Source organism: Pseudoalteromonas sp. TAP-3C (assembly GCF_059888565.1).
On sequence record NZ_CM187618.1, the window covers coordinates 2,324,716 to 2,343,295 of the forward strand.

Genomic DNA, 18,580 nt, shown 5'->3' on the forward strand with positions numbered 1-18,580 from the left:
TTTACCTCAACAACATGCCACCATTAACAGCAAATATTTCGCCTGTAATAAACTCGGCGTCTCGACTCGCTAAATAAACGACTAAAGCACTGATATCACGAGGACTGCCAATTCGTTTACACAGTAATTTTGACTTTGCAGCGAGCTCATTTCCGCGTAGTAAATCTGCTACCATCTCGGTTTCAATAATCCCTGGCGCAATACAATTTACTCTTATATTTTTGCGCGCAACTTCAACCGCCAAAGCACGGGTAAAACCTTCAATTCCCGCTTTAGCAGCGGCGTAATTAGTTTGACCAGGATTGGGTTTAGTCGCCGAAACAGAAGAAATATTGATAATGCAGCCACGCTTTTGCGGTAACATTATTTTTAACGCAGCCTGAGCACATAAGATTGGCGCGGTCAGATTAACCGCGATTACCTGCGCTAACTCTTCATGAGTCATCATCGCAAGCAGATTGTCTTGGGTTATGCCTGCATTGTTTACGAGTAAATCTAAGCTTAAGTTCTGATTACTCATCGCCTCAAAAAAACCGCTGATACTGTCGCTATCTAGCAAGTCAAGAGGCTGGCAGAATACTTGGGCACCCAGAGTAATAAGCTCTTCACGCAAGGTGCTTGCTTGTACTTCATCGCGATAACCGAAGGCAATGTCGTATCCTTGCGCTGCTAAATGCAACACAGTTTCGCGGCCAATGCCACGCGTTGCGCCAGTGATACACGCGATGGGCTTGGTATCAAGGTTACTTCGAGTACTCATTACATCGACCCCTTATCTTTACTACCCGCTAAGAAAAATCCCTGCCTTTGTGCCATCACTAAAATTTCATCGACTTGAGACTTACTAAGATCGCCATAAGAGTAATGCTGTTGGACATCTTCTAAACCAAGGATCACTGATTCGGCCATACATGCGTATATTTGTCCTGGGTCTAAATATGCTCTCGCCCTCGCATCGAGTGACTCGCCGTTTGGGGTGCCAACTATGCCGCCCCGAATACAGCTCACATCCGCTCGAAGCGCAAGATCCTCATCACTGAGGTTATGAGGAATAGATACATCGCAGATCAGCGCATTACTCATCAGTTTACTAACATCTAGAATAGCTTCAGAGGCATTGGTTGCACACACAATTATTGAGCAGTCATAAGCTTCACTGAGCTCATCTGCAATGACAACAGGGCCTTTCATATCTTGACTAAATAGCTCAAATAGTGCACATGCAATATCACTTGGGCATTGTGCTTCATCTGCAAGCCAATGCTGACACTGTGGATGTTCCGCTACTTTTTTTATCAGCCCAGTGAGTGAGCTTTGTGTCTTCACACTATCCCAAATATCACTGTAAATTTTATACGCAGCTTTGAGTAAGCGCTTTTTCGAGCCCATACGGGCGCTGCCCACGAGCACTAATTGCTGACAATGTTCAGCCATTACAGTGGCGTATACTGAACCTATGTTCCCTGCTGATCCTATGACTGCGACCTTGTCAACATGCACATTACGCGCTTTAATTTGATTAAGTACCGCGAGCTTAGTCATACCAACAGTTAATGCATTGCCTGACGTTAATGCGATATCGGTAGCTCTAATCGATTTACAATTATTACTAACCACAGAGGTAAACATACCAAAACCAGCAACAGAGCAACCGTCTCTCTGTGCGGTTTGCGCCCGCTCTGAAACAGCACGTCTAATGGCGTCTAATTCATTGTTTTGCAACATCACACTGATCTGCTCAGAAGTAACTGATAAAGGATATAAAATAAAATCAACCGTTTTACCCGCTGCCGAGGTAATGCGCATAGGTGGCAGAGGAGCGACTCGCCAATCAAATCCTAGGCGCTCAATAAGTAGTTTAGCTTCTACTTCGGGCACTCCTTCCATTGCGGGGTCGACCTGCCAAATCCAGTCAGCAGAAATCAAATGATTAACAAAAGCAACTTTAACATCAGCTTCACTTGCGCTCTGTTGAAGGCCAGAATAATACGCTCTAAAATCAGCCAAATCAGCACGTAAAGAGCGTGTTTTAGCTCCCTTCGTTAGATGTTTTAAAAAGTGATAGCTATCTTGATACTGCAATGTCTTACAAACATCGTTTAAGCCAGCAATTAATTGATCTATTTCGTGTTCAGTCACATGAATAGTTGGCTCCAAGCGCACAACATTGGGGGCACTCGATGAAGGAGCGACACGAATATGGTAATTATTAAATAAATACCCCGTGATCATGTAGCCTAAAAATCCTTGGTATAAAATTGACTTCAACCAAATTGAATCAAGTGCCATATCTGCATTAAATTCAATGCCAATTAATAAGCCTTTACCGCGCACTTCTTTAATAAGCTTTGGGTAACGCTCTTGTAATTCATTCAATCGCGCTTTGATAAGCTCGCCTTGGTTTTTTATACGTTCCAATAAATTCTGTTGCGGATCGTATAACTCATCTAAAAATGCTAACGCAATTCTGGCACTGTGGTCATCTTCACCAAAGGTTGAGCTTTGAATAATATCAAAGCCCGCTTGATATTTATTTTTGCTGATAGCAACCAAACCAAGTTTAGCAATGCCACCGGCTAAGGCTTTTGATAGGACAAAGTAATCTGCTTTTAAACCAATCTCACTTCCCGCAGTCAGCGCTCCACAGCGACCTGAACCCGATTGAATTTCATCACTAATAATTGGACACTCAAGAGCTTGACTAAGAGTTTTTAAATATTGACTATGTTCAACCGTCAGACAATGAATTCCCCCCTCCCCTTGAACAGGTTCAACAAGAATAGCCGTTGCTAGGCGTAGTGGTTGCGCGATTAGTTTTACAGTGCTGCCTTTTAACCTAGGCATTAATAAAGTAGCACTGTGTTTTTCATTGAGTGCGGATAAAGCGGTGTTTAGTTCATTCACAGCGATAAACTCAGCCTGTACACCTAGGTGGGCAAAAGGTGCGCGATACATCTCACCATGTGTTAGCTGGATAGAGGTCATTAATTTGCCGTGAAAGGCATTTTTAAGCACCACAAAGTAGGGCTGTAAACGCAATTGCAGCTCGTTGTAACTTCGAACCGCAGCAATAAGCTCATCGACATTAGCTTCAATGCTCAATCCAAGTAATTGTCGCTGCTCATCGCTAAGTACCGGCTCAACAACCTTAGTTGCGCGATGTAGCTGCGAGATGGCAAACTGCATTTCTTCTACAAAAGATTGAGTTTCATTGCGTCGTCCCATTTCTGCATGCTTAATTGCAACCTCTATAGATTCCGCACCTGTGCTTGTAAATGAAAAATAAAAATCATCATGTAGTTGGTTTTCTGTTTTTAATATTGCATTTAATCTCTCAGCTAGCTCACTAGCAGCATCACGTACAGAAAACTGATTATGAAAGGCAATTTGTTGTTGAAAATTTGCTGTCGCAGCTTGGATCATTTTCGGGTTATTATGCCCAATCAACGCAGCACCATAACCTCCGAGAAAATCTATGACTGCGCACTCATTGCCTTGTTCATCTAAGTAAAACATGGTGCCTTTTTCCGCACGGTAAAAAACCTTGTCTAAACCCATTGCATAAATACCGTGATTCAGCGAAGGCTTACAATATTGACTATAACGATTCATTTTCGATCCTAACAAATGAGTAAAAACCATCCTGATCGCAATTTACACTGATACCTTGACCATGTTTTTGTTTGCGAAGTGCGGATAAATTACAGGCGATAGAAGTAATAATGCTCGGGCAAATGTCCGAACCCGTAAAACTATTAAGGGGTTGAGTGGGCATATCTAAACTCATTAAACCTTGCATTAAAGCCCTGTTTTTATCTTTACCTGAGTCAATATAAAAACTTAAGAGCTGGCTTGGCTTAACATAATGGGTCATCAAAGATGTTAATTGCTCAGTATTTAGATCATAACCACTAGCAACAAGAGTTAACCGTGCCAAAGCTTGTTTGCCGTGCTCTAAAAGCCAGTCATCGCTAGCTAACACCAAGCTCGTTGCACCTTGTAAATTAGCAGTCGTAATATCGCTTTCTGCTCTATCAAACCATTGTGAAAGCGGATCATTACTACTTCCTCCGACTGCAATAATAGCGAGCCGGCATTCACCTGTTGCAATCGCTGTCATCGCTTCTTGTAATGCACCAAATGCACCAAACTGGTCGCGTATAAATGCACAGGCATCACCATTTAATTGCCAATTTAACCCTGACACTCCGAGTAAATTATTATTAAGTGCATTAGTAATTAAAAACGGATTCACCCGTTCGCTTAACCAAAGTGCCTTGAAGGTTTCCTCTGCAGACTCTGAATTCGATGGTAATGCTGCTGAAAATTCAGCGTAAAACGGATTGCTATACCCTGTTTGAGAAGTATAAATACCCACATCTTTAGCTCGCTCAGTAATTGTTAAGTCGGCAAGTGCGGCAGTTGTGGCTGTAAGTGAATTGATTGCAAATGGTGCCATGTAACGCTTTAACTTTCGTGGCACTTGGATGTGTTCTGATTGATTATCTAACAATAACGCGAACTCATTTTCAGCATAACTGCTGGCGTAACCAAGCAAGGCTATTGAATGAGAGTGATTATTCATAATACCTCGCAATAGCCAATGAGGCATTAATTCCACCAAAGCCAAACGAATTTGATAAAGCGCAGTCAATCTGTGCGCTTCTTCCATGACCCATAACATAATCCAAATCAAGCTCTGCTTGAGGTTGCTTTAAATTAATGGTTGCTGGCATAAATTGATCGCGAATTGCCAATACTGTTGCTATTGCTTCCGGCGCACCCGCAGCAGCAATCCAATGTCCAATCATAGATTTAGTAGACGACACACCAATAGACTTCGCATGACTACCAAAAACAGCTTTAATTGCCTTTGTTTCGATCGCATCATTTAATGGCGTCGACGTACCATGAGCATTAATATATTGGACATCACTTGCATTACAGCCTGCACTTTGCAATGCGCCATTCATAGCGCTTATTGCACCCTCGCCTTGCGGATGAGGTGCTGTCACTTTGTAAGCATCTAAAGAACTACCAAAGCCAGTTACTTCAGCATAAATTCTAGCGCCGCGTTCGCGCGCGTGTTGCTCACTTTCGAGCACGAGCATTGCCCCCCCTTCACCGGCAACCAGCCCAGCTCGGTCTTGATCAAAAGGTCGGCAAAGTTGATTTGAAAAACGCTGTGTTTCTGCAGTAGCCCCCAATAGATGTAGCGCTGACATAGTACGGATACTCAATACTGAATCCGCTCCTCCGCACAAAACTACAGCAGCTTCGCCGCGTTTAATTGCTCGATATGCAAGACCAATGGCCTGAGTAGCTCCCGCACACGCCCCACTAACATTACATATAAAACCTGAAGTATTAAGCTGCTGAGCCAGTGTGGTGGCAAGCACATCATTACTACAACGGATGCCTGAAAAGCGTTCTATTGCTCGCTCTCTCTCCTCAAGCGCATGATTCATAATGTTTTCTTTTGGTTGCTTGGCAAGCGCTACGAGAGAGGTATCATCAAGCTCAGGTACCCCACTGCATACAGCTATTGCAGCCTGTGCTAACAGCTCTGAAAGTTGCGCATCCGCGATGGCTTCTTTTGCTGCAATCAGTGCATAAATTGCACGCCTTTCAATATGTTTAGGTAAATCAAATTCGGCCAGCTCGTTGTCGACAAGTGATTGCGTATCTGACTTAATGGTGGCTGCGTGCCGTACTGGAAAGTTTTTAACCCCTGGGGGATGCCAAGCATCAACTGCATTTTCTCCCGCTTTAATTGCGGACCAAAAAGTATCTACTCCTACACCAAATGGACTGAGCACTCCTAAACCGGTGACCACTACTCGATTAGTCATTATTTGCCTCTATAATAAAAGTACCAAACTCCGCGTGATCGCCAAATGTAATCGCAATAACCACTCCTTCCTTATAGGCTTGCAAATAACATAATGCACTGTTACAAGCGATAGCGGCTGATGCGGCCATTGTGGCACCGACATAACGGTCCAAAATTAAGGCCTGAGCTGAAAGATCATCACCTAACACACGCAAAGTGATTTCGCACTGTTCAGGCGACGCACCAACGAGTATAACTTTGACAATTGAACGCGTTCCTATCCATGTAGATTTCATGAGGTGATTAACTTGTTGAGTGAGTGATTCATCATTATTTTGTAAGCTGGCACGCTGTATATGACGTAAAACACCATTAGCGACTCGCTCATTCAAACGCGCCTCATCACTAGCAACAACAAATGCTGCAGCCTCGGTTAGCCAAAAGTTATCTTGCTTAGCCCAAATTGATTCGTAAGCGAGTAATGACCAAGGTGTAATTTTTTGACTACCACCACCGCATAAAGCATGCTTTATCTGCCCTTCAGCAATTGCAAAGTAGCCTTCACAAAGAGCATTAAAGCCGGCACTTTGCAGCGGTGAAAAACTCATATTATCGCCTGTGATCCCTGCCAATTGTGCAATGTGGCTCGTCGCACTTGAATTGAGTAACGCTAAGCAAATTAGAGGTCGCCGTTCTTCAAGCATAGCTGCCGATAAACATTCAGCAGTTGGCTCTGCGACCAGCTCTGGGTTATCCTCTTCATCACAATCAACTGTGCCTAAACCAATAAATAACCCAGCCTTGCTGCTCTGTGGCGCACTTATATATCGACGCCAGCTTCTAACTCCAGCAGCAATTAACCATCGAGCTTGCCGCTCACTGGTTTTACGCACCATTCGTTCAGCACCGATATCCTTAAGAGACTCATCAGCTAATGTTGAAGTGAAAACAGTTTGATTTAATAATTCAGCGCTTTTACAGGGTGCGCTTTTTAATTTTTCTGTATGGTTGAGAAGTGACTCTAAGGAAATCTGTTGGGGTAACAGAGTCTCGCCCTGAAACAAATAAACAGGTTTTAGCATCTGCTTTCCCTCGCTAATACAATACTGGTATTTACTCCACCAAAGCCAAATGAATTACTGAGTATATAATTCATTTTTTTTGCCGTTGCCTTGGTTACAATATTAATCTCGCCATCATCATTGCTAAGGGCAGAAAAGTTCAGAGTAGGTAACATTACTTGGTTTTTTAGACTTAAAGCAGATAACACAACTTCAATAGCTCCACTGCCCGCCAAAGAGTGGCCCAATGCAGACTTTGTGGAAGTAACTGCTGTATTACTGCCAAACACTTTTGCTATGGACAAGCTTTCAGCACTATCGTTACTTTTTGTGGAAGTTCCGTGCGCACTAATATGATCAATATCACTAGCTGCAACACCGCTTTTAGCAAGCGCTGTTTCCATGCACTCGGCATAGTATTTACCACTGGGTTCTGTTGAAGTCATTTTGTAGGATTCAGTGCAGCGATGAGCTCCACTAATGTAAGCATAAATTTTTGCGCCTCTTTTCAATGCCGACGTTTCGCTTTCAATTACAACAAATGCAGCGCCATCAGCGAGAACAACTCCAGCGCGATTACGATCAAAAGGTCGTGATATTGCACTCATATCAGTAAAACTATGGCCTTGGTTAAGTGCGCCTATTTTTTTAAATAGTAACTGCATTAACGGTTGCGTACCAAAGTCAGCAGCACCGCACATAGCCACATCTAACGCGCCACTGGCAATTTCTCTATAACCTGAGATGATACTAGATGCGCCAGCGGCACAGGCATCAGCACAGGAAGCATGTGGGCCAGCAATACCAAAATGTTGAATCATATCTGCGAACACAGTTTGCGGGTTGTAGTAAGCTATACTTTCATTTGATTGACTAGTGGCTCTATTTGGCTTGGATAATTGGTGTAACAGTGCTGTTGTCGGTAGTGTTTTATTAGTACCAAAATACAAACCAGCCTGACTGATTTGACCTTTATTTAGGCCTGCATCTGCTATAGATTGACTCAATGCATCAAAACCAATAAAGCCCGATGGCGCAATTTTACTCTGCTGTAAAAATACGTATTGTTGCTGCAAATAAGTTACTTCCTCCTCGCTGATGCTGCTACTGGCTACGCCATGAATGCCCATAGCAGCTAGAGTCTGATCTTCCTTGATCAGTGACTGGCCTGATTTTAAAGTGGCAAAAAGCGTATGTGGATTTCGATGTTTGGCAACAGTCGTGCCAATCCCTGTAATAACAACCTTATGCATTGTTTTTCCTTAACAAAATTATGCTGGAACGTTAATCAGTTCAATATTATTAGAGGCACAAAACTGCTCAATATACTCTTGTATTAATTGATCACCGTTTTGATTAGGATGATTGTAAACTTCGCTTGCGAGCGAGAACCAGTGCTCTACTGTTGTTAAACTTAGTAAGTCGGTTATGGCCAAATTTACGTCAATCTCATCGCGAGAATAATGACTAGGACTACTGACCAATAAATCCACACCAGTAGCCGTCAATTTACCGTGTTCGGTAAATATCTTTTCATCTGAGCAAAGCTCATTGGCGATGATTAGGGTCGTTTTTGTAGGCATTTTGATTTTAAGCTTCTTACCTAATGAAAATGAAATATCCACTAAATCTAAAGAGTCAGCACCTAAATCATCTACCACTGAACTAGATACAGCTACCTCCTCTTTATCGAGCTCTAACACTTCTGCAATAATTTCAATAACAACACCATACGTGATTTTCACTGTGATTTTCCTTATAGAGATACAAAAAAGTAATTACACATTAGGTCAGGTGACCTACATTGTCAATGGGATGATAAAACTGAAACAAAAATTTAACACTGGTGATTTCCTACTTACCCGAGCTAAAGAATATATTGCTTGGTGATAAACCTACTTGATGCGCTATGCTATGATTTGTCGAATGGCAACTGGGCAACAATACAAGATATAGAAATCAACTAAGAGAAGAGCGGTGATGAAAATTAAATCGAATAAAGAAGTAATTATTAAGACCGCGACGAAAATGCTCTCTCACAATGGCAATCACGGTGTGACATTGAGGAAAGTAGCTGAACAAAGCGGCGTTACTCTAAGTAATGTACAGTATCACTTTGGTGATAGAGACGGCTTAATTAGTAGTGTTATTGACTCATATCTCGAAATTTGTCTCAGCCATATTCGCAGCTCAGTCCAAGATAGTAATGTGAAAAATAACCCTGACGCTATAAAAAATTATATGATTAACTTGCTTTCTTTTGACGATGTTCAAGGTTGGTGTGAAGTATTTCGAGAAATTTGGGCCCTTGCATCACGCTCAGAAAAAATACAAGCTAGTCTCGACAATTACTATCAACAATGCAGTAATGAACTCGTTACACTCCTAATCTCACTCGGTTTTCACGAGCAAAGAAGTAAAGAGTTGGTATCATTGCTCATCCCTTTTATTGAGGGCTTTTCAATTACCTCTAATTCGCTACCGCTAGAGAAAGAAAAAGTTAGAGGGCTAATTATAAATCAGCTGTTTGAAGGTTAAAAAGAGCGATTAGCTATCAAACACTGAGTTAAAGCTCTTAAGCTTTAGCTGAGGTGACTTTTCAGCTCAATATTTAGTTTCATTTTAAGTAAACTACCAACAGCTTTACATCTTACTTTTTACTTTACTGGTAGCTACGCTGGTGGCGGGGTTATCTGGCCAAAAGTGTTTTGTAAGGGTTTTGGAACTCTAAACCTTGCCATAACAACACCTAAACTTAATTTTTATATAATAAGTTTACATGCCATAAAAAAATCATCAACGTAAAAATTGAAATTTACGTTTTAGTTAAATTAAAACAAAAATTGACCTACAATAAACGAGCCTAACTTGGCTCGTTCTTGTTTTAGCTGACAGCTAAAAACTGACCGCTTCGCTTTTACTCCGGATCATACCCCAAGTTTGGTGATAACCAACGCTCTGCTTCTTCAAGCGTCATGTTGGTACGCTTGGCGTAATCTTCAACCTGATCCTTTTGTATTGCAGCTACGGCGTAGTATTTAGCTTGTGGGTGTGAGAAGTACCAACCCGACACCGCGGCACCTGGCCACATGGCGTATGAGCTGGTGAGCTGCATGCCAATGCGCTTTTCAGTGTCGAGTAGTTGCCATATTTTCTTTTTCTCGGTGTGCTCTGGGCACGCCGGATAACCTGGTGCTGGGCGAATACCTTGGTAGTTTTCGCGAATTAGTTCATCGTTAGCGAGGTTTTCATCGGGTGCATAACCCCAATATTCTTTACGAACTTGCTCGTGCAAGTACTCAGCAAATGCCTCAGCGAGCCTATCAGCCACCGCTTTTACCATAATTTTATTATAGTCATCTTGCTGTGCGTCAAACGCATCGGCTAAGTCATCCTCTTCTAGACCGCCGGTTACCGCAAATGCGCCAAAGTAATCCGGTGTGCCTTTGGGTGCAATGTAATCGGCTAGGCAGTAGTTAGCAAAGTCGGTTTTTGCGGTTTGCTGACGTAAATGACACGACGTGGTTAGCAGCTCTTTGCGCGTTTCGTCTGTGTATATTTCTATATCATCGCCCACACGGTTTGCTGGGAATAAACCAATAACACCTAATGGCTGTAAACTGCCTGACTTTTCAAGCTCATCGAGCATATCGTTGGCATCTTTAAATAGGCTTTGTGCTTGTTCGCCAACGACTTCATCATCCATTATGCGCGGGTATTTACCAGCGATTGACCACGTCATAAAGTATGGCGTCCAGTCTATGTATTTACGTAAAGTCGCAATTGATACATTTTTAAACTCGGTCACGCCCAGCTTTTTAGGTACTGGTGGTGTGTAATTATCCCAATCGAGCTGGGCAGCATTATCGCGAGCGCGCTGTATGGTAACCGGTTTTGAGCGTGGTTTTTTGCGCGCTTGTTGCTCGCGTACTTTGTCGTACTCGGCGGTGGTTTTAGCTAAAAACTCTGCTTTATGATCTTTAGAAAGTAAATTAGATACCACACCCACGGCGCGGCTGGCGTTATTTACATACACCACGCCTTTGTCGTACTGCGGCTCTATTTTAACAGCGGTATGCGCTTTTGAGGTGGTTGCCCCACCAATCATTAACGGTAGCTCAAAGCCACGACGCTTCATTTCTTTGGCAACATGTACCATTTCATCAAGCGATGGCGTGATCAGCCCTGATAAACCAATAATATCAGCTTTTTCATCAATCGCGGTTTGCAGTATTTTATCGGCAGGTACCATGACACCAAGGTCGATCACTTCGTAGTTATTACATTGCAGTACTACGCCAACAATGTTTTTACCTATGTCGTGCACGTCACCTTTTACGGTGGCCATCACGATTTTACCGTTGGTGGCGCCCTCTTCTTTTTCGGCTTCTATGAATGGGTCGAGGTAGGCGACCGCGCGCTTCATAACACGAGCCGATTTTACCACTTGCGGTAAAAACATTTTACCGGCACCAAATAAATCTCCTACCACATTCATGCCATCCATGAGTGGCCCTTCAATGACATGAATCGGTTTATCGGCGCCAGCGCGGCATTCTTCGGTGTCTTCATCTATAAAAGTAGTAATGCCTTTAACAAGGGCATGTTCAAGGCGTTTTTCAACAGGCCAAGTGCGCCATTCTAAATCTTCTACCCGCTCAGCTTGTGCCATACCTGAATATTTAGGCGCAAGTTCAACAAGGCGCTCACCGGCACCGGGACCGGTATTAAGAATTACGTCTTCTACAGCTTTACGAAGTTCCTCGGGGATGTCGTCGTAAACCGCAAGTTGCCCTGCGTTTACTATGCCCATATCCATACCCGCTTTTATCGCATGGTATAAAAATACCGAGTGAATTGCTTCGCGTACTGGGTTATTACCTCTAAATGAGAACGATACGTTTGATACCCCGCCCGACACTTTACAGTGCGGTAAGTTTTGTTTAATGCGGCGGGTGCCTTCAATAAATTCTACGGCGTAGTTGTCGTGCTCTTCAATACCGGTGGCTACCGCAAAGATGTTGGGGTCAAAAATAATATCTTCTGGCGCAAAGCCAATTTCATCAACTAATATTTTGTAACTACGCTGACAAATTTCAAACTTACGATCGGCTGTATCGGCTTGGCCGTCGGTATCAAATGCCATCACAACGGCGGCAGCGCCAAAGCGTTTAATAATTTTAGCTTGGCGAATAAACGGCTCTTCCCCCTCTTTGAGTGAAATGGAGTTAACAATGGCCTTGCCTTGAATACACTTTAGGCCTGCTTCTATTACTTCCCACTTTGAGGAGTCGACCATAATAGGTACTTTAGAAATATCAGGCTCGGAGGCAATTAAGTTTAAAAACTTCACCATGGCGGCCTTTGAGTCCAGCATGGCTTCATCCATGTTGATATCAATAACTTGGGCGCCATTTTCTACTTGTTCGCGGGCAACGGTAAGCGCTGCTTCATAGTCTTCTTCCATGATCAAACGTTTAAACATGGCTGAGCCAGTCACGTTAGTACGCTCGCCGACATTGGTAAATACTGCAATTTGTTGGGTCATTGGCGGCTCCTAGTTTAAGTTACAGGCTTCAAGGCCTGATAAACGCATCCGCACTTCCAGCTCTGGCAGTGGGCGAGGTTTAACACCTTCAAGCCCTTTGGCAAATGCCCTGATGTGTGCAGGTGTGGTACCACAGCAACCGCCAACAATATTAATAAAGCCCGATTTACCCCAATCTATGATCTCTTTTGCCATGTCGTCTGCTTCTAAATCATACTCGCCAAACTCATTGGGTAAACCCGCGTTAGGGTGAACAGATACAAAGGTTTCGCACACCCGCGATAGCTCTTCAACGTATTGGCGCAGTAAATCTGGCCCAAGAGCGCAATTTAAACCAATTGAAAGTGGCTTAATGTGACGAATCGAATTATAAAATGCTTCGGTGGTTTGCCCTGAAAGCGTGCGGCCTGAGGCATCGGTAATAGTGCCTGATATCATCACTGGCAATGTACGCCCAGCTTGTTCAAATGCCTCTTCTACCGCGAACGATGCCGCTTTTGCATTAAGCGTGTCGAATATGGTTTCGATTAAAATAATATCTACACCACCTTCCATAAGCGCAAGGGTCGATTCGACATACGCAGTCACTAACTTATCAAAGGTAATATTACGATAGCCTGGGTCGTTTACATCCGGCGATAACGAACAGGTTTTTGAGGTTGGCCCTAAAACGCCTGCTACATAGCGTGGTTTTTCTGGGGTTTTAGCGTTAAATTCGTCACATACTGCACGGGCTAACTTAGCCGACTCTAGATTGATCTCGCGGCTAAGGCTGGCCATATCATAGTCTTCCATCGATATCGTAGTTGAATTAAAGGTATTAGTTTCAATAATATCGGCGCCTGCAGCTAAGTAACTACGGTGAATATCGGTAATAATTTTTGGCTGAGTAAGACTTAACAAATCATTATTACCCTTGATTAACACATGCCAGTCTTTAAAGCGCTCGCCACGGTAGTCTTGTTCTTCTAATTTGTATTCTTGGATCATAGTGCCCATCGCACCATCAAGAATTAAAATGCGCTGTTTTAGCGCTTCAATTAACTCGGCGCTTTTGTTTTCTAAATTATTCGGCATAGTTGTTAGTCCTTACGGCTTGGCTAACTAAATTAATATCATAGGGTGTGGTTTGGTAAACGTAATAGTTTAACCAGTTCGAAAACAGTAAAAACGCGTGGCTTTGCCATGTTTTAGACGGTTGCTTGCTGGCATCGTCATCAGGAAAATAGTTTTCGGGCTTTGGCGCATTTGAGCTTTTTTGTAAATCGCGCTGGTATTCAGCTTTTAAACTGTCGGCATCGTACTCGGGGTGGCCGGTAATAAACACTTGGCTGCCCGATTTATTTTTAAGTAAATAAGCGCCAACTCGTTCAGAGCCTGCTAAAACCACCAGCTCTTCACAGGCGTTTATTTTATTAATATCTATGTGACCATAGCGTGAGTGGGGTACTAAAAAGGTATCGTCAAAGCCGCGAGTAAGTGCACCATGTGCAAAATAGCATTGGTGGGTAAACACCCCGCATAGTTTTTTGTCTTTTAAATCGCGCTTTAAATTATAACGGTGGTATAAAGCCGCGTGGGCAGCCCAGCACGAAAACAAGGTAGAGGTTACATGTTGCTCGGCCCAATCAATAATCACTTTGAGTTCTTCCCAGTAAGCTACTTCTTCATACTCTAAATGCGCGAGCGGCGCACCGGTAATTAATAGTGCATCGTAATTGTTGTCTTTCACTTCTGAGAAATAACGATAAAAAGTATCTAAGTGTTGCTCTGAATTGCTACTGCTGCGATGCGTATCAAGACGCAGTAGTTCTACATTTACTTGCAGCGGCGAATTAGCCAACAAACGAATAAACTGCACTTCGGTTTCTACTTTATTAGGCATAAGATTAAGAATAGCCAAACGCATAGGGCGTATTTCTTGCGTTTTTGCACGCGTTTTTGGCATGACAAACACGTTTTCATGACGTAAACGTGCAATAGCTGGCAATTCGTCTTCTACTGTAATTGGCATTCTTAAAGCTCCTGCTCATAAAAACCGAGAGTTAATACGCTCTCATTATGAACAGAATGCCAAAAATATCAACCTCCAGATGTATAGATGTCTAAATGAAATTTATTCACACTGTTTGTACAAATTGAATATGTACTTTAAAACAGTGCCATTCGTTGACTGTTTCACCTGTGAGCCACTACAATACAGCATTGAAATTTTTATTATTATTTGAAGGCTTCCTCCATGGTTTTACCTGATAAGTTTATATTCTCGATGAGTCGAGTATCTAAGGTTGTGCCACCAAAACGCACTATCTTAAAAGATATTTCGTTGCATTTTTTCCCAGGCGCAAAAATTGGTGTACTAGGTTTAAATGGGTCTGGTAAATCATCATTATTACGCATTATGGCGGGCGTTGATGAAGAGTTTGAAGGTGAAGCTCGCCCTCAACCAGGCACTAAAATTGGTTACTTACCGCAAGAGCCGGTGTTGGACGAAAGTAAAACAGTTCGTGAAATTGTTGAAGAAGCTGTAGGTGAAGTAAAACATGCCCTTAATCGTCTTGACGAAGTGTATAACGAATACGCAATGGAAGGCGCAGACTTTGACGCACTGGCTAAAGAGCAAGGTGAATTAGAAGCGGTTATTCAAGCGCACGATGGCCATAATATCGATAACGTTTTAGAGCGTGCTGCCGATGCTCTGCGTTTACCTGAATGGGATGCTAAAATTGAGCACCTGTCGGGTGGTGAGCGTCGTCGTGTTGCTATTTGTCGTTTGTTACTTGAAAAACCAGACATGCTTATTCTCGATGAGCCAACTAACCACTTAGACGCTGAGTCGGTTGCTTGGTTAGAGCGCTTCTTACATGATTACGAAGGCACTGTTGTGGCAGTAACGCATGACCGTTACTTCCTTGATAATGTAGCAGGTTGGATTTTAGAGCTTGACCGTGGTGAAGGTATTCCGTGGGAAGGTAATTACTCTTCTTGGCTTGAGCAAAAAGATGCCCGCTTACAGCAAGAGCAAAAATCTGAAAAAGCACGTCAAAAATCAATTGCACAAGAACTTGAATGGGTTCGTTCAAATCCTAAAGGTCGTCAAGCTAAGTCAAAAGCACGTATGGCACAGTTTAGCGAGCTACAGCAGTCTGATTACCAAAAACGTAACGAAACCAACGAATTGTTTATTCCACCAGGCCCACGTTTGGGTGACCAAGTATTAGAAGTAACCAACTTACGTAAAAGCTTTGGCGATCGCGTTTTAATTGATGACTTAAGCTTTAGCATGCCTAAGGGCGCTATTGTAGGGATTATTGGTGCCAATGGTGCAGGTAAATCAACCCTATTCAAAATGCTAAGCGGTGAAGAACAGCCAGATAGCGGTAACATCAGTATTGGTGAAACAGTAGAACTGGCAACTGTTGATCAGTTCCGTGGCAACATGGACGAAAGCAAAACGGTATTCCAAGAAATCTCTGATGGTCAAGACGTTTTAAAAATTGGTAACTTTGAATTTCAAAGCCGCGCTTACGTTAGTCGCTTTAACTTTAAAGGTAACGATCAGCAAAAGTTTGTTAAAGACCTGTCAGGTGGTGAGCGCAACCGTTTACACCTCGCTAAGTTATTAAAAGCGGGCGGCAACGTGGTACTTCTGGATGAGCCAACCAATGACCTTGACGTTGAAACACTTCGTGCCCTTGAGAATGCTATTTTAGAGTTCCCAGGATGTGTAATGTGTATCTCGCATGACCGTTGGTTCCTTGACCGTATTGCAACACACATTTTAGATTACCGCGACGAAGGCCAAATTAACTTCTTTGATGGTAACTATACTGAATACGAAGAGTGGCTTAAAAAGACCCTTGGCGCAGAAGCTGCACAACCTAAGCGAATCAAGTACAAAAAAATTGGTTAACAGCCATAGTTAATAAGTTAAAAGCCCTGTATTAAATGCGGGGCTTTTTTATGCAGATATTATTTATAGCTGCAGTAAATTGGCGTGTTGAGCATTACCAACTATGCTTATTATAAATAACAACTTTATAAGATTATTATGCAAAACCGTCGGCAATTTTCTCGTATTATGTTCTCTACAGCAGCGCAATTAGACACGCCTAACAACCAGTATGCATGCACCCTATTGGATGTGTCTTTACATGGTGCACTCATTTCTAAAAGTGATGCCTTTACAGGCAACAAAAATGACGAGGCACTCTTGCGTTTTACCTTGCCACAAAGCGATATTGAAATAAAAATGCCGGTGGTTATTCGTCATATAGAAGAAAATCACATTGGTCTTAAATGCAATAATATTGATATAGACAGTATCACGCATTTAAAACGCTTGGTTGAGCTAAATCTTGCCGATGAGGCATTATTACACCGCGAGCTTGAAACGCTTATTTACAAAACAGAATAGACGCACTGCGTGAAGTTGATTACCATAACCTAAAATAATTAAACGATGCAGTTATGAGTTTAAATCCTAATTTACCTTTAGTTTATCATCCTAATTACTCGTTTAGTTTTGATCCCAAACACCGCTTTGTAATGAGTAAATTTGCGCAACTACACCAATATGTTAAAACACTTGGACTTGCTGGCAGTAATATTATAGAGCCACCACATGGCAGTGTAGAGGATTTAGAAATAGTGCACTGTGAAAACTATATTCACGATTTATGGCATAACCGCCTAAATGAAAAAGCCATGCGCCGTATTGGCCTACCTTGGTCACAAGCATTAATGAACCGCACATTCACTGCTCCATTAGGTACACTGCAGACCGCGCGCTTAGCGCTTAAACATGGCCTTGCGTGTCATTTAGCGGGCGGCACTCACCATGCTCATAATGATTTTGGCTCAGGCTTTTGCATGGTGAACGATTTAGCTTTTACCGCACAAACGTTAATTCAAAATCGTGAAGTAACCAACGTACTGATTTTTGACTTAGATGTTCATCAAGGTGATGGCACCGCAGCCATGCTTGCTCATCAACCTTATGCGTTTACCTGCTCAATACACTGTGAAAAAAACTTTCCGTTTAGAAAATCACCTAGCGATTTAGATATTGGTTTAGCCAATAATATGCAAGACGCTGAATATTTAAGTATTGTAGACGATACCCTGCAATTTTTACTCAACGAGCTTAACCCGGATCTGGTTTTATATGATGCTGGGGTTGATATTTGGCAAGAAGATGGCTTAGGCAAACTGGATATTAGTTGGCAAGGGATAGCAAAGCGCGACCACTTAGTGCTTAAGCGTTGCCTAGCAAATAACACCCCTGTTGCTACTGTGATTGGTGGAGGCTATGACAGGGATCATCAGCGCCTAGCAAAACGTCATGGCATTGTTATAGAACAAGCAGCCAGTTTTTAAATAAAAATAAATAGATTGAGGTTATTATGCGATTTTTCACTTTTATATTGTTATTTTTTAGTTGCATTATGCCGGTAAAAGCTCAAGAACCTCCCGAGCTTCCACCTTTAAACCCTGAATATGAGGCAGAGCATGCTATGGTATTGGTTAATAGTGGCTCAAGTGTGTACGCCATTAATATTCCAAGCTTTGAACTTCCTTATAATATGCACGTTATGTACAAGGTGGATGTATCGGATATTCCGTTTTTAGATTTAGTACGTGATGCTGAGTTAGTTACAGTAAAGCCAAAACCGTTTAATATTCAGCGTTTGATGCGAGGTGAAGAGCTTGCCATTACTGCAGATGTTTACCTTGGTGATTATAAGCAAGGTGGCAGTTTAGTTTACAGTGACAAACGAATAGAACTTAGCGAGCAGTTGTTTACTCGTGAACTCACCGATTTAACCAAAGCCTCAAAATGGCAGCAATACGATATGGTTACGCTAAAAAATAACGAGCGTATTTATATTCACCAAATAACTCAGCCACCAAGCTATCATCATATTATGTTTGTTGATTTAAGTGGCGCCTGTTTACAAAAGTTTCGCACCTCAACTGAAGTGCCCTCTGCTGGTGAGCTCAATTATAAATTTATAAATTGTGGCACATTGAAACCGATGTATTACGATGCAGAAAAGTTGAAATAAGTAGAAAAAAGGCTCCTTGCAATGCTCAGAGCCTTTGGTTAACTTTGGGAATTAACTCGGTTGTACTAAT

At 42.4% G+C, this 18,580-nt stretch carries 15 protein-coding genes; 5 read left to right on the top strand and 10 right to left on the bottom strand.

The genetic code is table 11. The features are described 5' to 3' along the window. Position 1: 1 nt before the first annotated feature. The 7 genes from AC6H44_RS10955 to AC6H44_RS10985 are packed head-to-tail and all read right to left on the bottom strand — an operon-like array spanning position 2 to position 8,639. Positions 2-760, bottom strand: coding sequence for an SDR family NAD(P)-dependent oxidoreductase (locus AC6H44_RS10955; protein ID WP_500735469.1), 759 nt, complete (start codon positions 758-760; stop codon positions 2-4). After that, entirely contained in the window at positions 760-3,612 is a 2,853-nt protein-coding gene (locus AC6H44_RS10960) for an aminotransferase class III-fold pyridoxal phosphate-dependent enzyme (protein WP_500735471.1), read from the bottom strand. The genes AC6H44_RS10955 and AC6H44_RS10960 overlap by 1 nt, the downstream gene beginning before the upstream one ends. Continuing rightward, complete coding sequence (locus tag AC6H44_RS10965) at positions 3,599-4,585, bottom strand: hypothetical protein (RefSeq protein ID WP_500735472.1); 987 nt, start codon at positions 4,583-4,585, stop codon at positions 3,599-3,601. Before AC6H44_RS10965 ends, AC6H44_RS10960 begins: the two co-directional genes overlap by 14 nt. Next, positions 4,578-5,852 carry a beta-ketoacyl-[acyl-carrier-protein] synthase family protein gene (locus tag AC6H44_RS10970; RefSeq protein WP_500735474.1) on the bottom strand — a complete coding sequence of 425 codons (1,275 nt, stop codon included), beginning with the start codon at positions 5,850-5,852 and terminating at the stop codon, positions 4,578-4,580. Before AC6H44_RS10970 ends, AC6H44_RS10965 begins: the two co-directional genes overlap by 8 nt. Then, entirely contained in the window at positions 5,845-6,915 is a 1,071-nt protein-coding gene (locus AC6H44_RS10975) for a beta-ketoacyl synthase N-terminal-like domain-containing protein (protein WP_500735476.1), read from the bottom strand. The genes AC6H44_RS10970 and AC6H44_RS10975 overlap by 8 nt, the downstream gene beginning before the upstream one ends. After that, positions 6,909-8,147, bottom strand: coding sequence for a beta-ketoacyl-[acyl-carrier-protein] synthase family protein (locus AC6H44_RS10980; protein ID WP_500735477.1), 1,239 nt, complete (start codon positions 8,145-8,147; stop codon positions 6,909-6,911). The genes AC6H44_RS10975 and AC6H44_RS10980 overlap by 7 nt, the downstream gene beginning before the upstream one ends. A gap of 18 nt (positions 8,148-8,165) precedes the next feature. Then, a complete protein-coding gene (locus tag AC6H44_RS10985; RefSeq protein ID WP_500735478.1) occupies positions 8,166-8,639 on the bottom strand; it encodes a phosphopantetheine-binding protein in 474 nt (157 codons plus the stop codon). A gap of 235 nt (positions 8,640-8,874) precedes the next feature. Here AC6H44_RS10985 and AC6H44_RS10990 point away from each other — a divergent pair, with 235 nt between their 5' ends. After that, positions 8,875-9,432, top strand: a complete 558-nt coding sequence (locus tag AC6H44_RS10990; protein WP_500735479.1) for a TetR/AcrR family transcriptional regulator — start codon at positions 8,875-8,877, stop codon at positions 9,430-9,432. A 379-nt stretch (positions 9,433-9,811) separates the two neighbouring features. Here AC6H44_RS10990 and metH read toward each other — a convergent pair whose 3' ends face one another. From metH to AC6H44_RS11005, 3 genes are read right to left on the bottom strand one after another with little or no spacing between them, the layout of a single operon-like run. After that, on the bottom strand, positions 9,812-12,442 hold the full coding sequence (gene metH / locus AC6H44_RS10995; protein WP_500735480.1) for a methionine synthase: 2,631 nt from the start codon (positions 12,440-12,442) through the stop codon (positions 9,812-9,814). 9 nt (positions 12,443-12,451) lie between these two features. After that, entirely contained in the window at positions 12,452-13,519 is a 1,068-nt protein-coding gene (locus tag AC6H44_RS11000; RefSeq protein WP_500735482.1) for a homocysteine S-methyltransferase family protein, read from the bottom strand. Further along, complete coding sequence (locus tag AC6H44_RS11005; protein WP_500735483.1) at positions 13,509-14,456, bottom strand: homoserine O-succinyltransferase; 948 nt, start codon at positions 14,454-14,456, stop codon at positions 13,509-13,511. Before AC6H44_RS11005 ends, AC6H44_RS11000 begins: the two co-directional genes overlap by 11 nt. Before the next feature lie 225 nt (positions 14,457-14,681). Between AC6H44_RS11005 and ettA the strand changes: the two genes are divergently transcribed. The 4 genes from ettA to AC6H44_RS11025 all read left to right on the top strand — a co-directional run bounded on the left by ettA (position 14,682) and on the right by AC6H44_RS11025 (position 18,510). Beyond that, the gene (gene ettA / locus AC6H44_RS11010; RefSeq protein ID WP_500735485.1) at positions 14,682-16,355 is read left to right on the top strand and encodes an energy-dependent translational throttle protein EttA; all 1,674 of its coding nucleotides are present in this window, start codon (positions 14,682-14,684) and stop codon (positions 16,353-16,355) included. Between the two features lie 138 nt (positions 16,356-16,493). Continuing rightward, entirely contained in the window at positions 16,494-16,859 is a 366-nt protein-coding gene (locus AC6H44_RS11015; protein ID WP_500735486.1) for a PilZ domain-containing protein, read from the top strand. 53 nt (positions 16,860-16,912) lie between these two features. After that, on the top strand, positions 16,913-17,821 hold the full coding sequence (locus AC6H44_RS11020; RefSeq protein WP_500735487.1) for a histone deacetylase family protein: 909 nt from the start codon (positions 16,913-16,915) through the stop codon (positions 17,819-17,821). Positions 17,822-17,847: 26 nt separating this feature from the next. Then, positions 17,848-18,510 (top strand): hypothetical protein, encoded by a 663-nt coding sequence (locus tag AC6H44_RS11025; RefSeq protein ID WP_500735488.1) that lies wholly within the window; start codon positions 17,848-17,850, stop codon positions 18,508-18,510. The last annotated feature ends 70 nt before the right edge of the window (positions 18,511-18,580 follow it).

Coding starts and splice junctions, on each gene's coding strand:
- AC6H44_RS10980 (WP_500735477.1), bottom strand. CDS start 8,147: ATGCATAAGGTTGTTATTACAGGGATTGGCACGACTGTTGCCAAACAT.
- AC6H44_RS10960 (WP_500735471.1), bottom strand. CDS start 3,612: ATGAATCGTTATAGTCAATATTGTAAGCCTTCGCTGAATCACGGTATT.
- AC6H44_RS11015 (WP_500735486.1), top strand. CDS start 16,494: ATGCAAAACCGTCGGCAATTTTCTCGTATTATGTTCTCTACAGCAGCG.
- AC6H44_RS10955 (WP_500735469.1), bottom strand. CDS start 760: ATGAGTACTCGAAGTAACCTTGATACCAAGCCCATCGCGTGTATCACT.
- AC6H44_RS10970 (WP_500735474.1), bottom strand. CDS start 5,852: ATGACTAATCGAGTAGTGGTCACCGGTTTAGGAGTGCTCAGTCCATTT.
- AC6H44_RS11025 (WP_500735488.1), top strand. CDS start 17,848: ATGCGATTTTTCACTTTTATATTGTTATTTTTTAGTTGCATTATGCCG.
- AC6H44_RS10990 (WP_500735479.1), top strand. CDS start 8,875: ATGAAAATTAAATCGAATAAAGAAGTAATTATTAAGACCGCGACGAAA.
- AC6H44_RS10975 (WP_500735476.1), bottom strand. CDS start 6,915: ATGCTAAAACCTGTTTATTTGTTTCAGGGCGAGACTCTGTTACCCCAA.
- AC6H44_RS11005 (WP_500735483.1), bottom strand. CDS start 14,456: ATGCCAATTACAGTAGAAGACGAATTGCCAGCTATTGCACGTTTACGT.
- AC6H44_RS11000 (WP_500735482.1), bottom strand. CDS start 13,519: ATGCCGAATAATTTAGAAAACAAAAGCGCCGAGTTAATTGAAGCGCTA.
- metH (WP_500735480.1), bottom strand. CDS start 12,442: ATGACCCAACAAATTGCAGTATTTACCAATGTCGGCGAGCGTACTAAC.
- AC6H44_RS10965 (WP_500735472.1), bottom strand. CDS start 4,585: ATGAATAATCACTCTCATTCAATAGCCTTGCTTGGTTACGCCAGCAGT.
- AC6H44_RS11020 (WP_500735487.1), top strand. CDS start 16,913: ATGAGTTTAAATCCTAATTTACCTTTAGTTTATCATCCTAATTACTCG.
- ettA (WP_500735485.1), top strand. CDS start 14,682: ATGGTTTTACCTGATAAGTTTATATTCTCGATGAGTCGAGTATCTAAG.